Origin of the sequence: Methylomonas sp. MED-D (assembly GCF_050276835.1) — a bacterium.
GTDB classification, from domain to species: Bacteria; Pseudomonadota; Gammaproteobacteria; order Methylococcales; family Methylomonadaceae; genus Methylomonas; species Methylomonas koyamae_A.
This window is the reverse complement of the sequence record NZ_CP189965.1, coordinates 3,099,074-3,112,394: the sequence shown is the minus strand read 5'-3', so window position 1 is coordinate 3,112,394 and position 13,321 is coordinate 3,099,074. Positions and strand designations below refer to the sequence as shown.

The window sequence follows — 13,321 nt, the reverse complement described above, 5'->3', positions numbered from 1 at the left end:
ATGCAGGGAGAAACCGATGAAATACCTTTGCCTAATTTGTGCCGAAAAGGTCATGGAGGACATGGAGCCGACCGCCGCCGACCGCCATTTTGAAGAGTATGCCGAGTTTACCGAAGCCATTCGCGCCAGCGGCCACTACTTGGCTTGCAACCGGCTGTTGCCGGCCAGCGCGGCGGTAACGGTGCGGGTCCGCGACGCCAAGGTGACCACGACGGATGGACCGTTTGCCGAAACCAAGGAGCAACTGGGCGGCTATTATTTAATCGAAGCCACCGATTTCAACGAGGCGATCAGGATCGCCGCCGGAATTCCCGGCGCGCGCTTCGGTTGCGTCGAAGTCCGGCCGGTCGCCGAGGACAGCCAAACGTTAGCCGCGTTGGGTTTGCGTTAAATCCACGGTATTCGAGGGTTTTTATGGTTTGGCGAGAATGCCGGACCGCGCCGGCGGGACGCAGCCATCGTCAGGCAACGCGCCATCCGTTATCTTTCGAACTCAAGGTTTTGCGGTGAGACCCCCGGAAAGGCGGAGCCCTGTTATTTGGAGACCTTATGAAATACTTGCTATTGATCTATTTTGCCGAGCAGACGCTGGCCGAGGACGATCGTCAGGCCTGTTACCGGGAGTCCTTGCAATTGGCGCGCGATTTGGCGGAGCGCGGCCAATATCTGGCGGCCAGTCCGCTGCAACCCACCGCGTTGGCGACCAGCGTGCGGGTGCGCGACGGGCAGTGTTTGGTGACCGACGGCCCGTTTGCTGAAACCCGCGAGCAACTGGGCGGCTACTACTTGGTGGAGACCGCCGATCTGGATCAGGCGATCGCCATCGCCGCGCGTATCCCGATGGCGCGCAAGGGCACGGTCGAAGTCAGACCCTTGATCGAATTGCCGGGACTGCCGGCGGACGATCAGGCCTAGCGTGACAAGACCTCGCACCGCTACCGCGAACGCGTGGGCGTAGCCGATGGCGGTTGCGGTATTGGCGGCGCTGGCCGGCATCGTTTGGGTGCAACAATGGCAGCGGCTGCCGCAGGGCTGGGAATGGCCGGCGCTGACGGCTTTATTATTGCTGTGCGCGTGTCGCCGTCAGATCGGCTTGGTCGCACTATTGGCCGGCGCGCTGTGGGCGGCCGGTTTCGGGGCCTGGCGGTTGGCGCAGCAATTGCCCGAAGACTTGCAGAATCAAGCGGTCGACGTCGAAGGTTATATCGCCGGCATGCCCAAGCACATGGACAACCGTATCGGCTTCGACTTCGCGGTCACCCGTCCGGCTGGCGATTTTCCAAGCAAACTGCGATTGAACTGGTATCGAACCACGGCGGATGTGGCGGCGGGGCAGAGCTGGCGTTTGACCGTCAAGTTGCGACAGCCGCACGGCCGCTTGAATCCGGGCGGTTTCGATTACGAAGCTTGGTTGTTTGCCAATCGCATCGGTGCCACCGGCTATGTGCGCGACGAGCCGGCGCCGTCGCGCTTGGCCGACGATGGGCGCGTGGGAGCAGTCTTGGCGCGCGCCAGACAAAGTATTTCGGCAAGGTTGGATCAGGCCTTGCCCGGCGGCTCCAACCTCGGTTTGATCAAGGCGCTAACGATAGGCAGCCAGGATGGCATCGGTCAGGCGCAGTGGCAGGTGTTTCGTAAAACCGGCACCGTGCATTTGATCGTGATTTCCGGGTCGCACATCAGTTTGGTGGCGGGCTTGGTATTTCTCGTCGTACGGCGAGCCTGGGCCTGGACCGGCAATCCGCGTTGGTCGCCGCAACGGGTGGCCGCGCTGACGGCCTGGCTGGCGGCGGCTTTTTATGCTGGATTGGCCGGCTATTCGGTTCCGACGCTGCGTGCGGTCGTGATGCTGGCCGTGGCGTTCGCGGCCTTGAGTTGGCAGCGTCACGTCGGGGCCTGGCGCATCCTGTTGCTGGCCTTGCTGGCGGTGTTGATCGTCGATCCGCTGGCGGTGCAAGCGGTCGGCTTTTGGTTGTCGTTCGCGGCGGTCGGACTGTTGATTTACGTTTCCGCCGGCCGGCTCGGCCGGCCGGGCTATTGGCGCGAGGCGGCGTTGGCGCAATGGGCGACCGCGGCCGGGTTGGCGCCGCTGCTGATCCTGTTTTTTCAGCAAGTATCGCTGATTTCGCCGCTGGCCAACTGGCTGGCGGTGCCGGCGATCGGCATCGTCGTGGTGCCGTTGGTCTTGGCTGCTGTGGCCTTGCTGTTCGTTTGGCCAATGTTCGCGCAATTTTTGTTGCAACTGGCGGATTGGATACTGCAAAGCCTTTGGTGGACCTTGCAAGCTCTGGCGAAATTGCCGCTGTCTAACGCGACTTTACCGGAACCGGCGTGGCCGGCCTTATTGGCGGCCGGCATCGGCAGCGTCCTGTTGCTGGCACCGCGCGGATTTCCCGGCCGTTATTTGGGCGTCTGGCTGTTGTTGCCGGTGTTGGTCGCGGACGTGGCCAGACCGCCGCCCGGCGAGGTCCGGCTGGCGCTGTTGGATGTCGGCCAAGGGTTGGCGGCGGTCGTCGAAACCGCCGAGCATCGCTTGCTGTTCGACACCGGCGCGCGTTATTCCGAAGACTCCGACATGGGCGACTCGGTGATTTTGCCTTATTTGCGTTCGCGGGGTATACGCCGGCTGGACGGCTTGATCGTCAGTCACGACGATATCGACCACTGTGGCGGCGCGGAATCGGTGCTGGCCGAGGTCGCGGCGGACCAAGTATTCAGCAGCGTGCCGGCCTGGGCCGAGCGGCTGGAAGGCCGATATTGCCGGGCCGGCCAGACTTGGAATTGGGACGGCGTCGAATTCCGGATGTTGGCGCCGTCCGACCCGCGCCTGCCGGGCGACAACGACAATTCCTGCGTGCTGCAAGTCCGCACCGCCAGCGCTAGCCTGCTATTGACCGCCGACATCGAGCAGGCCGGCGAACGCCGCTTGGTGGAGCTATACGGCGATCAACTGGCCAACACCTTTTTGGTCGCGCCGCATCATGGTAGCAAGACCTCTTCGACGCTGACGTTTCTGGAACAAGTCGCGCCCGCTTGGGTGCTGATTCCGGCCGGGTATTCGAACCGCTTCGGCTTTCCGCATCCGCAAGTACTGGAACGCTATCGCCGGATGGGCGCAAACTGGGCGAATACCGCCGAACAAGGCGCGATCATCGTCGACACCGCCGAGATACCGGTCGCTATCCACGGCGAACGTTGCCGGCATCGTCGCTATTGGATGGCGGACGACGCCTGTCCGGCGGCGGAAGCCGGCCGATAACACTTAACGGCGCCGGAATTTCTGCCTATACTCTCGAAATTATTCGCGGGAGCTTATGCATGGAAATTGAAAAACGCAGTCATCGGCGGTTTTGCCCCGAGGGATTGGCGGCGCACATCATCATCGACCCGCCGCCGCCCGGCGGTGAAATCGTCATCGACGGCTTGGTCGTGGACATGAGTTACAGCGGCATCAAAATCCGTTTGAAAGAACCGCTGGCCCGGACAGTCGAGGAAGCCGAGCTGCGGATTTCCATCGTGTTGCCCGAGTCGAAAGTGCCGGTGTCGATACACGGCATGATCAAACATTTACGCGACGAGCATCAGGAATGCGGCTTGCAGTACGACAGCGAGCGGCATGCCGAACACGATCTGGACGACTTGATGTTCGAGTGCGTGAAATTCGCGCCGCCGGCCGACGAAGACTGAGGATGGCACGGACCACCTCGGCCGGCATGCTCCGGCGAATCTGGGAAGCGCTGAACGGCGAAACCGCCTACCGCCGTTACTTGCAACACTGGCAAACCCACCATGCCGATAGCGAATCCGCGCCGCTGAGCCGCAAGGCTTTCTTCGCCGCCGAAACCCGCCGTAAATGGAACGGCGTCAAGCGCTGCTGCTAGTAAGCTATTTTTGGCAATCGCCTTTACAGGCGGAGACGACAATAGAAGCGATGCAGTACATTTGTACTGGCACAAATGCGTCATTGTTTGTTGCCGGAAATACGCTCAACATGATGTTCAACAAAAGCCGCCAGCTTAGGGCGGCTTCGCAGCCTTTTTCGGTCCGCGGCCGCCTAGTCCGCCCGCGCCGCATCGTCGCACTAGATTAAGCATCCACGGGGTGGTAATCCGGTTCCAGTAGCGTTTTAAAGGAGCACGTCATGCCTGTAGCACTTTCTTATCCCGGCGTTTACATCGAAGAGGTCCCCAGCGGCGTTCGCACGATTACCGGCGTCGCCACCTCGATTACCGCGTTTCTTGGCCGGGCCTTGCGCGGACCGACCGATGAGCCGATCACCGTCAACAGCTTCGGCGATTTCATCCGGGTGTTTGGCGATTTGTCGCCGGATTTTCCGCTGTCCTATGCGGTACGCGACTTTTATCTGAACGGCGGCCAACAGGCCTTGATCGTCAGGCTGGCGAAAAACGCCACGGCCTCGAAAAACGCCGATCTGAAACTGGAAGCCGCCAGCGTTGGTTTGCGCGGCGACAAGCTCACTTACACGATAGACGCCAAGGGCATTACCGCCGAAGTCGCCGGCCGTTACGGCATTGCGCAGGCCGATTTATTCAATATGACGGTGTACGAAGAACCCGGCAAGGGCCGCGTCGAACGCTTCCTGAATTTGGCTGTCACTGTCGGCGCTGGCGCCCGCCGCCTGGATCGAGTGTTAGCCGCGGAATCCAATTTGATCCGCGTGCAGAAGAAAGCCGACGGCAGCGCCGATCTGGTGGCCGGCCGGCCCACCGACTCGACCGCCGCCGAAGATCCGGCCGATCCGGCGGCCACGCCGGCCAGCTTTAAAAAATTTACCGGCGGCGGCGATAGTGCGTTGTTGACCGCCGAAGCCGACGTGGTCGGCGACAAAAACAACAAAACCGGCCTTTACGCGCTGGATAAGGCCGATTTGTTCAATTTGCTGTGCATACCGCCCGACACCCGCGAGGGCGATACCTTGAAGGAAGTCTATCAAAAGGGGATGAAATACTGCGCCGACCGGCGCGCCGTGCTGATCGTCGATCCGCCGGCGGCGTGGGGCGCGAATAAGGATACCGCCGCTGCAACGGCTCGCGACGGATTGAGCGGCTTGGGTCTGTCCGGTGTCGAAGCTCGTAACGCAGCGCTGTACTTTCCGCGTGTGATTCAAAGCGATCCCTTGCGCGAAGGCCAGCTCGACGTGTTCGCGCCCAGTGGCATGATTGCCGGCATCATGGCGCGCACCGACACCGCGCGCGGCGTTTGGAAGGCGCCGGCCGGGCTGGATGCCTCGCTGAGCGGGATTCAAGGTTTGCAAGTAAATTTGAATGACGCCGAAAACGGCATGCTCAACCCGTTGGGCATCAATTGTTTGAGGGCGTTTCCGGTCAACGGCCGGGTGGTCTGGGGCGCGCGTACCTTGCGCGGTGCCGACCAGTTGGCCGACGAATGGAAATACCTGCCGGTGCGCCGCACCGCGTTGTTCATCGAGGAAAGCCTGTATCGCGGCACGCAGTGGGTGGTGTTCGAGCCGAACGACGAGCCGCTGTGGGCACAGATTCGTTTGAACGTCGGCGCCTTCATGCACAACCTGTTTCGCCAGGGCGCTTTTCAGGGCAGTACCCCCAGGGAGGCCTACTTCGTTAAGTGCGATCGGGAAACCACGACGCAAACCGACATCAATTCCGGCATCGTCAATATCGTGGTCGGCTTCGCGCCGCTAAAACCCGCCGAATTTGTCGTCATCAAACTCCAGCAAATGGCTGGACAAATCGAAGTCTAAGGAGAATCCGCCATGGCTCAGTTCAGCGTCAACGCACAACGGTTCGATCCCTATAAAAATTTCAAATTTCGGGTCAAATGGGACGGCAAATACGTCGCCGGCGTCAGCAAGGTCGGCGCGCTCAAACGCACCACCGAAGTAGTCAAACACCGGGAAGGCGGCGATCCCAGCAGCAGCCGCAAATCGCCGGGCCGTACCGAATACGAGGCCATCAGCCTGGAGCGCGGCGTCACCCACGACAAGGAATTCGAGCAATGGGCTAACAAGGTGTGGAATTTCGGTTCCGGGCTGGGCGCGGAAGTGTCGCTCAAGGATTTTCGCAAGGACATCATCATCGAACTCTACAACGAGTCGGGCCAGCTCGCGGTGGCTTACAAATTGTTTCGCTGCTGGGTGTCCGAATTTCAGGCCCTGCCGGATTTGGATGCCAACGCCAACGCCGTGGCGATCCAGCACATCAAGCTGGAAAACGAAGGCTGGGAACGCGATTACGAAGTCGCCGAGCCGGCCGAGGAAACCTTTACCGAGCCGCAATAGCCATGAGCGCGGGCATCGCCTCGACCTTGCTGGCCGCCTGGGAACGCTGTCTGCTGCAGACCGATACTGAACGCGCACTGACATTGCTGGTCATGTTGGATACCGAACTCAGCGAAACCACGTTGAGAAGTCTGCCGCTCGGGCAACGCAACGGCCGGCTGTTGGCGCTACGCGAACGCTTGTTCGGCGCGCGAATGGCCAGCTTGGCGGCCTGCCCTAACTGCGCGGAGACGCTGGAACTGAATTTTAATGTCGCCGATCTGCAATTGCCGCCGTCGGCCGAGGCGCCGTTGCTGCTGGTGCAAGACGGTTTCCGCATCCAATTGCGTTTACCGGATAGCCGCGATTTATTGCACATTCGAACATTGGCTGACGTCGATGCCGCACGGCGGACTTTGTTCGCCCGCTGCTGCGTTGAAGTGTTAGCCAGTGGCGAGCCGGTTGTCCCGGAAACCGTCCCGGAAGCCTTGATTGCTTCGGCTGAAGCTTTACTGGCCGCCGCCGATCCGCAAGCCGACATCCGCCTGGATTTGAATTGCCCGAGTTGCCGGCATGCGTGGCTGGCGGCTTTCGATATTGCCGGTTATTTGTGGCGGGAAATTCAGGCCTGGGCGCAACGCTTATTCAACGACGTGCATTTGCTGGCCCGCGCTTACGGCTGGAGTGAAGCCGACATCCTGGCAATGAGTCCGTTGCGCCGGCAATGCTATCTGGAACGGGTGCGGCAATGAACGGCTTTCTGGGACAACTCGCGGCGCTGACGCTGCATCAAATAGAAGCCTTGCCGCCGCGTTTGCCGGGGCGTTTCGAGGCGGATTCAAGCGAACCGTTCGCGGCGGATCCGTTCGATCCGCCGACCCAACCTTTGCCGCCAGAGCCGACCCTTGGGCCGGCTATCCGCGAACCTATACCCACGATCCCAAACACCGCGGTCGGGCGGGATGACGCAGTCGGACAACGGGCGCCAAATTTCGATCCACCCTTCTCCTGGCAGCCGCAAACGCCTGCCGAACAGCCAGCGGCGCAACCGTTGTTGACGCCCGTTGCGCCGGCAATCCCGCCCTTGTCCAGCCGCCGCGAAATACCAGCCGAACCTCGGACACCGACCAATAGCGGCACCAACGTGGCCGCGCCGGCGGTCGAGCGGGAAATGACTCGAATCGAGGAACGCGTCAGCATTCTGACCCAGCATGAGCGCGTGCTCAGTCGGGAGGTAACGCCAGTCAGCGAAGCCGCCGGTCGGCAACGCCAGCCGGAATCCGAACCGCTTAAACCGATGAATCCGCTCGTGGCCGAGCTTAAACCCATCGTCCCGGCATTGACCGGTTTCAAGGACGCCGCAACGCAGCAACTCGCCGATGCCCGGCCGGAGCCCACGCCTGCGCCGACGATACAGGTCACGATAGGCCGCATCGAAATCCGCGCTACCCAAACCAGCGAAAAATCCGCCGCCAAGCCGCGCCCGGCTCAGGCGACGATGAGTCTGGACGATTATCTAAAGCAGCGCGACGGAGGCCGGCGATGAGCAATTCACTGGCTGTCGCCACGGTAACGGCCGCGTTGGCGACGCTGATTCAAAATGCCGCGCAACAGGCCGTCAGCGGCGCCGAAGTGGTGCTTGGCAGGCCGCAAACCGCGCCGCCGGCCAATGCCTTGCGCTGGGTGCAACTGTGTTTGTATCAGGTCACGCCGAATCCGGCTTTGCGTAACGCCGATCTACCGACCCGCGATCCTAGCGGACGGATTAGCCAGCGCCCGCAAATCGCCCTGGATTTACATTATTTATTGGCGTTTTACGGCGACGAAACCGCCTTCGAAGCGCAGCGCATGCTGGGCGCGGTGGCCCGCGACCTGCACGCCCATCCGGCTTTGACGCGCCAAGCCGTCCACAATGCCGCTCTCAGTCATGCCCCGCTGAACGACTCCAACCTGGACCAGGCGCCGGAATTGGTTCGGCTGACACCGTTGCCGTTGAACCTCGACGAGCTGTCCAAGTTATGGTCGGTGTTCTTCCAAACGCCCTACGCCTTGTCTATTGCCTACCGGGCCAGCGTCGTGCTGATCGAATCGGACGACGCGGTCAATCCGGCGCCGCCGGTGTTGCAACGCGGCCGGGATGACCGTGGTGTCGAGACGCTGCTGGGCCGGTTTCCGCGCTTGGAAACAATCCGGATTGGCTTCGCCGACAACCGCGATGTGCCGCTGCCGTCCTTGCCTAATGCCTGGCCTGGCCTGGTTTTGACCTTCGGCGGGCAGGACTTGCAAGGCGACAGCGTAACGCTGCGCTTTCAGCATCCGCGTCTGGGCAGCCGCGACGTGGCGATCCCGGAAGCGGACCGCGATGCCACCAGTCTACGCTTTACCTTGCCCGACGATGCGGCGGCGCAAACCGACTGGGCGGCAGGCCTTTACGAAGTCGCCGCCATCGTCAGCCGCGACGGCACGGAACGCACCACCAACCGCTTGAGTCTGCCGCTGGCGATCCGCGTCGACAGCATCTTGCCGGCCAATCCGGTGGCCCGCGCGGCCGGCGACGCCACGCTGACGATGGCCGCGACGCCGCAAGTATTAACCGAGCAAGCGCCGCTGCTGCTGTTGGGCGACCGCGAAGTCGCCGCGCAAGCGCGCATCAATCCCAGCGATCCGCTGGTGTTCGTCATCGAAAACGCCGCGCCGGTCAGTTTGCAACCGGTGTATATCCGCGTCGACGGTGTCGACAGTTTGCCGTTCGCGTTTTTGGATCATCCGCCGCGCTATGCCTTCGCCGACAGCCAACGGGTGACCATCGTATGAACGAGCATCAACGCTGGCTGCAAGCCAATAACGATTATCTCGGCGATGCGATCGCCTGGCTGCACCGCTTGCTGGAGCGGCAAATCGCGGAACTGACTCATGCCGCGCCACCGGCCAAACGTGGCTGGTTCAAATGCCGGGAGCCTGAAACGGAGCAAGGCTCCGACGACGCCGAAACCGCGATCCGCGCGCTCGGTAAAAAACTGGCGGCCGCCGAAAGCGCCGATCCGCCGCCGGCCTTGATTATTTTAAGCCGCCAGCTTGGCCTGGATCGCTTCGAGCAACAAATTTTGCTGTTGTGCGCGGCCATCGAGCTGGACGGCAAAACCGCCGCCTTGTGCGCCAAGGCCCAAGACAATCCTTATAAACCAAATCCGACCTTCGCGTTGGCGCTGCGTTTGTTCGAACAACCCAACTGGCAAGCCTTGTCCGCCGACCGGCCCTTGCGCTACTGGCGCCTGCTGGAGATCAACCAGCCCGGCGCCGAAGCGCTGACCACCAGCGCGTTGCGGGCCGACGAGCGCATCGTCAATTTTCTGGTCGAACCCAGACACAATATCGACGACCGTTTATTGCCGTTCATGGCCCCGCGGCTCGGTGCCAGCGATGCCGCCGCGCTGGCGCCGTCGCAACGGCGGGTCGTCGGGGAGATTGCCGCTTACTTGCAAAGCCGGGCCAGCGGCCTTAGTCAGTGCGTGTTGGTACAATTGGCCGGCCCGTCGACCCGGGCAAAAGCGGAAGTGGTCAGGCTGGCCTTGGCGGAACTGGGACTCGGCGGGATGGCGATGAGTTTGGAGAGTCTGCCGACTCAGACCGCCGACCTGGAAAACTTGTTGCGGCTGTGGGAGCGCGAGCGCTTGTTGCTGCCGGTGGCTTTGTATCTGGACGCCGGCCATGTCGACGAGCACACCCATGCCGCGTTACTGAGACGTTTGCTTGGCGCCTGCAACGGCGTATTGATTTTGGGTGTCCGCGACCCGCAACCGGAATTCGACGGCTTGATCGTCGAAATCGCCAAGCCCGATGCCGAGGAACAGCAACACGCCTGGCGGGAGGCGCTCGGCGACGATGCCGCTGTGTTGGCCGCGCAACTGGCCGGCCAGTTCAGCCTGGAATTGCCCGCGATCCGCGAAATTGCCGATTCGGTGGCCGGCCAGCCGGCGGCTGGCGAACGCCGCGACCGGCTCTGGCAAGCCTGCTTGCGTAAAACCAGCCCCAAGCTGGATCAATTGGCGCGGCGAATCGACGTCAAAGCGGCCTGGTCGGACATCGTATTACCCAAGGAACCGCTGGCGCTGTTAAACCAGATCGCCGGCCAGATCCAGCGGCGCGGCCTGGTTTACAACGATTGGGGCTTCGTCGATAAAATGAATCGCGGTCTGGGGCTGAGCGTGTTATTCGCCGGCGAAAGCGGCACCGGCAAAACCATGGCGGCGGAAGTGATCGCCAACGCCTTGCAACTGAATCTGTACCGGATCGACTTGTCGGCGGTAGTCAGCAAATACATTGGCGAAACCGAAAAAAACCTGCGGCGCTTGTTCGATGCCGCCGAAGACGGCGGCGCGATTTTGTTTTTCGACGAAGCCGACGCGCTGTTCGGCAAGCGCAGCGAAGTCAAGGACAGCCACGACCGCTACGCCAACATCGAAATCAATTACTTGCTGCAACGCATGGAAGCCTATCGCGGTCTGGCGATTCTGGCCACCAATATGAAAAGCGCCCTGGATCAGGCTTTCATGCGACGCTTGCGCTTTATCGTCAATTTTCCGTTTCCCGGCGCCGCCGAGCGCGCCGACATGTGGCGTAAGGTGTTCCCGCCGCAAACCCCGCTAGCCCAGCTGGATTACCAGCATTTGGCCCGTTTCAATCTGACCGGCGGCAGCATCCACAACGTGGCCCTGAACGCGGCGTTTCTGGCGGCCGCCAGCGATGCTCGGCAAGTAACGATGGCGCTGATTTTCGAAGCGCTACGCGCCGAATTCCGCAAGCTGGATAAACCGGTCAACGAAGCCGAGTTTCGGCTGTTGGGCGTCGTCGGGAGCGCATCGTGAACATTCACTTGCACATCGAGCGGCTGGTGCTGGACGGTGTCGATTTGGCCGGCCATAGTCGCGGCGAACTGCAAGCAGGTATGACGGCGGAATTGACCCGCTTGCTGAGCGAGGGCGGTTTGGCTACCCATCTTGTCGGAGGTGGAGCTTTACCGAGGTTGTCTACAAATGCCGTTCAATTGACCGGCAACAACCCCACGCAAATTGGCCAGCAAATCGCACAATCGGTGTATAGAGGTATAGGCAATGAATAAAACCATCTTTAGTCCGAGAGTAAAAACTTCAAGCTTTATGCCGCCCGCGCAAGGCTTGCTGCAACGTAAATGCGCTTGCGGCAACCACACGATTACAGGTGGGGAATGCGCTGAGTGTGCGAAGAACAAGAGCGGTCTACAACGCAAGCTTGCCATTGGCGCTAGTAATGATCCGCTGGAGTTTGAGGCGGATCGGGTTGCCGATCAGGTAATGGCAGCACCGCTAAATTTAGCGGTTGGCGCCGCACCGCCGAGTATTCAGCGCTATATGGGGCAAGTAACGGAAGGGAGCGGATTCGTGCCCGCCAGCGTAGATAGGGTTCTCGCAGGTTCGGGTAGACCACTGGAGCCTGTATTACGTCAGGATATGGAACAGCGCTTCGGCCACGACTTTGCAAGCGTTCGGGTGCATGCCGATCCCGCTGCCGAGCAATCGGCGAGAGATCTGAACGCTAACGCCTATACGGTTGGTCATAATGTTGTATTCGGTGCAGGCCGATTTGCGCCCGGGACGCAGGTGGGGCGCAAACTGATTGCGCACGAGCTGACTCATGTGGTGCAGCAGCGTTCCGTAGGATCGCTCGGAATCCAACGCCAGGCAGATGAAGAACACGACAAAATCGTCAACCTTAGCAAAAGAACGACAGGAAATTTGACGGGTCGAGCTTGGGAAATTGTGTGGCGCATGTTGACGCGATATTTTCCGGAATATTCGGGGAATGTGGCTGCTGTTGGATATGACGAGAAAGAGCAGGGTGTGAAGGTCAACGTCAAGGAGATTGATCGCCAAGGTAAGAAAATTCAGTCGGCGACCGTAACCGTAGGCAAACGGTTCGTGGAAGATACTTCTGCTGACACGTTGCGCGAGAGAATCGTAGAGTTGGGTGAAAGTCTTTCCGCTTCGGGTCTCAAGGCAATTCCTGATCCACAGGCATCGGCAGGTACAGCCAAGGTATGGAAAATCATCAACGATAAGTTTCCGAAGAAAGGCCGAAGGCTTGCCGGGAGTTCATACGATGCGAATTTGCCCGGCTTGGCAACAGAGTTCAAAGCAGTAAACGTTCAAGTTGGCAAAGTAAACGTCTCGGTTAGTGCACCAAAGCTTTATTTTGGCAAGACCTTCCTGGCGCTACCCGAAGGGGATCAGGAGACGAAGATCGGAGAGGAACTTAAGCAAGTCGACAAATGGTCTGTAGAGAATTTCCGAATTTTTAAAGAGGATCTCAACGATGAGGATATCACTCTGCGCATTCGCGGACTCTCCAGCGCTCGATTAACGCAATTTCGTGACAAAAGTACGGATCCAGCAGTCAAGCAGTACGCCGGTAGCCTCTTGACTGTCTCAACGCCGCTGGGGCAAGGGCTCACTAGGCAACCTAACGGCACGCTTAGTGCTAAGGTCGGAAATCTGACCTTGGTAGTTTTGCCAGACAATACAGGCACTTCTGGAATAGCACGTCCCGTTACCGAGTTCACACTACAGCTGGCGGCGATCCCAGCTCTACGGCCCGATCGTCAAGGGATGATCAACAATTTCAATCCGCCGCCACCGCTCGTTATAACAATCCAAACTAGTTACCCGCCTAGCGCTGGTCCTGATGTTACATCCGGCTACGGTCGCGGCACGACGGCGGCGGAACAGTCCCTGGATGCCAAGACGTTACGTGTTCACGAGGGCAGTCACGGCCAAGAGTATTTGACGCTTATCGTTAACGCGAACAGTCGACACCCCTTTCCACCGCCGCTTAACGTGCCGAATGGTACCCCGGTGGCGCAATACAACACTTTACTAACAGCTTACATACAAGCTCGGCGAGCATTCTTTGATGATGTTCAGGCTGGCAGAGCGAGGGCTAATCAATCTGTAGATTGTGTTGGTACTACGATTGACCAATACAACCGTCAGCATCACATTCCCGGAGTCAGGGTTTGTCCGTAGTCAAATA

General features: G+C 60.2%; 13 protein-coding genes. All 13 read left to right on the top strand.

Features of this window, described 5'->3' with window-relative positions; genetic code table 11:
• Positions 1 to 16: 16 nt before the first annotated feature.
• The 13 genes from ACQE3E_RS13870 to ACQE3E_RS13810 all read left to right on the top strand — a co-directional run bounded on the left by ACQE3E_RS13870 (position 17) and on the right by ACQE3E_RS13810 (position 13,314).
• Entirely contained in the window at positions 17 to 391 is a 375-nt protein-coding gene (locus tag ACQE3E_RS13870) for a YciI family protein (RefSeq protein WP_064027820.1), read from the top strand.
• 158 nt (positions 392 to 549) lie between these two features.
• On the top strand, positions 550 to 915 hold the full coding sequence (locus ACQE3E_RS13865; RefSeq protein ID WP_281020632.1) for a YciI family protein: 366 nt from the start codon (positions 550 to 552) through the stop codon (positions 913 to 915).
• A gap of 46 nt (positions 916 to 961) precedes the next feature.
• Positions 962 to 3,259, top strand: coding sequence for a DNA internalization-related competence protein ComEC/Rec2 (locus tag ACQE3E_RS13860; protein ID WP_313730022.1), 2,298 nt, complete (start codon positions 962 to 964; stop codon positions 3,257 to 3,259).
• 59 nt (positions 3,260 to 3,318) lie between these two features.
• On the top strand, positions 3,319 to 3,687 hold the full coding sequence (locus tag ACQE3E_RS13855) for a PilZ domain-containing protein (protein WP_313730023.1): 369 nt from the start codon (positions 3,319 to 3,321) through the stop codon (positions 3,685 to 3,687).
• 2 nt (positions 3,688 to 3,689) lie between these two features.
• Positions 3,690 to 3,881, top strand: a complete 192-nt coding sequence (locus ACQE3E_RS13850; RefSeq protein ID WP_313730024.1) for a YbdD/YjiX family protein — start codon at positions 3,690 to 3,692, stop codon at positions 3,879 to 3,881.
• 260 nt (positions 3,882 to 4,141) lie between these two features.
• Entirely contained in the window at positions 4,142 to 5,740 is a 1,599-nt protein-coding gene (locus ACQE3E_RS13845) for a phage tail sheath family protein (protein ID WP_313730025.1), read from the top strand.
• Between the two features lie 12 nt (positions 5,741 to 5,752).
• Positions 5,753 to 6,277 (top strand): phage tail protein, encoded by a 525-nt coding sequence (locus ACQE3E_RS13840; RefSeq protein ID WP_064027807.1) that lies wholly within the window; start codon positions 5,753 to 5,755, stop codon positions 6,275 to 6,277.
• A gap of 2 nt (positions 6,278 to 6,279) precedes the next feature.
• Positions 6,280 to 7,008 carry a hypothetical protein gene (locus ACQE3E_RS13835; protein ID WP_313730026.1) on the top strand — a complete coding sequence of 243 codons (729 nt, stop codon included), beginning with the start codon at positions 6,280 to 6,282 and terminating at the stop codon, positions 7,006 to 7,008.
• Complete coding sequence (locus ACQE3E_RS13830; RefSeq protein ID WP_313730027.1) at positions 7,005 to 7,802, top strand: hypothetical protein; 798 nt, start codon at positions 7,005 to 7,007, stop codon at positions 7,800 to 7,802. The genes ACQE3E_RS13835 and ACQE3E_RS13830 overlap by 4 nt, the downstream gene beginning before the upstream one ends.
• Positions 7,799 to 9,070, top strand: a complete 1,272-nt coding sequence (locus tag ACQE3E_RS13825) for a DUF4255 domain-containing protein (protein WP_313730028.1) — start codon at positions 7,799 to 7,801, stop codon at positions 9,068 to 9,070. Before ACQE3E_RS13830 ends, ACQE3E_RS13825 begins: the two co-directional genes overlap by 4 nt.
• Positions 9,067 to 11,121 carry an ATP-binding protein gene (locus tag ACQE3E_RS13820; RefSeq protein WP_427500662.1) on the top strand — a complete coding sequence of 685 codons (2,055 nt, stop codon included), beginning with the start codon at positions 9,067 to 9,069 and terminating at the stop codon, positions 11,119 to 11,121. Before ACQE3E_RS13825 ends, ACQE3E_RS13820 begins: the two co-directional genes overlap by 4 nt.
• Complete coding sequence (locus tag ACQE3E_RS13815; protein WP_313730030.1) at positions 11,118 to 11,375, top strand: hypothetical protein; 258 nt, start codon at positions 11,118 to 11,120, stop codon at positions 11,373 to 11,375. Before ACQE3E_RS13820 ends, ACQE3E_RS13815 begins: the two co-directional genes overlap by 4 nt.
• Positions 11,368 to 13,314 carry a DUF4157 domain-containing protein gene (locus tag ACQE3E_RS13810; protein ID WP_313730031.1) on the top strand — a complete coding sequence of 649 codons (1,947 nt, stop codon included), beginning with the start codon at positions 11,368 to 11,370 and terminating at the stop codon, positions 13,312 to 13,314. Before ACQE3E_RS13815 ends, ACQE3E_RS13810 begins: the two co-directional genes overlap by 8 nt.
• Positions 13,315 to 13,321 lie beyond the last annotated feature (7 nt).

Bases quoted from the DNA above. Each gene is read 5' to 3' on its own strand.
- ACQE3E_RS13870 (WP_064027820.1), top strand. From the start codon at position 17: ATGAAATACCTTTGCCTAATTTGTGCCGAAAAGGTCATGGAGGACATG.
- ACQE3E_RS13865 (WP_281020632.1), top strand. From the start codon at position 550: ATGAAATACTTGCTATTGATCTATTTTGCCGAGCAGACGCTGGCCGAG.
- ACQE3E_RS13860 (WP_313730022.1), top strand. From the start codon at position 962: ATGGCGGTTGCGGTATTGGCGGCGCTGGCCGGCATCGTTTGGGTGCAA.
- ACQE3E_RS13855 (WP_313730023.1), top strand. From the start codon at position 3,319: ATGGAAATTGAAAAACGCAGTCATCGGCGGTTTTGCCCCGAGGGATTG.
- ACQE3E_RS13850 (WP_313730024.1), top strand. From the start codon at position 3,690: ATGGCACGGACCACCTCGGCCGGCATGCTCCGGCGAATCTGGGAAGCG.
- ACQE3E_RS13845 (WP_313730025.1), top strand. From the start codon at position 4,142: ATGCCTGTAGCACTTTCTTATCCCGGCGTTTACATCGAAGAGGTCCCC.
- ACQE3E_RS13840 (WP_064027807.1), top strand. From the start codon at position 5,753: ATGGCTCAGTTCAGCGTCAACGCACAACGGTTCGATCCCTATAAAAAT.
- ACQE3E_RS13835 (WP_313730026.1), top strand. From the start codon at position 6,280: ATGAGCGCGGGCATCGCCTCGACCTTGCTGGCCGCCTGGGAACGCTGT.
- ACQE3E_RS13830 (WP_313730027.1), top strand. From the start codon at position 7,005: ATGAACGGCTTTCTGGGACAACTCGCGGCGCTGACGCTGCATCAAATA.
- ACQE3E_RS13825 (WP_313730028.1), top strand. From the start codon at position 7,799: ATGAGCAATTCACTGGCTGTCGCCACGGTAACGGCCGCGTTGGCGACG.
- ACQE3E_RS13820 (WP_427500662.1), top strand. From the start codon at position 9,067: ATGAACGAGCATCAACGCTGGCTGCAAGCCAATAACGATTATCTCGGC.
- ACQE3E_RS13810 (WP_313730031.1), top strand. From the start codon at position 11,368: ATGAATAAAACCATCTTTAGTCCGAGAGTAAAAACTTCAAGCTTTATG.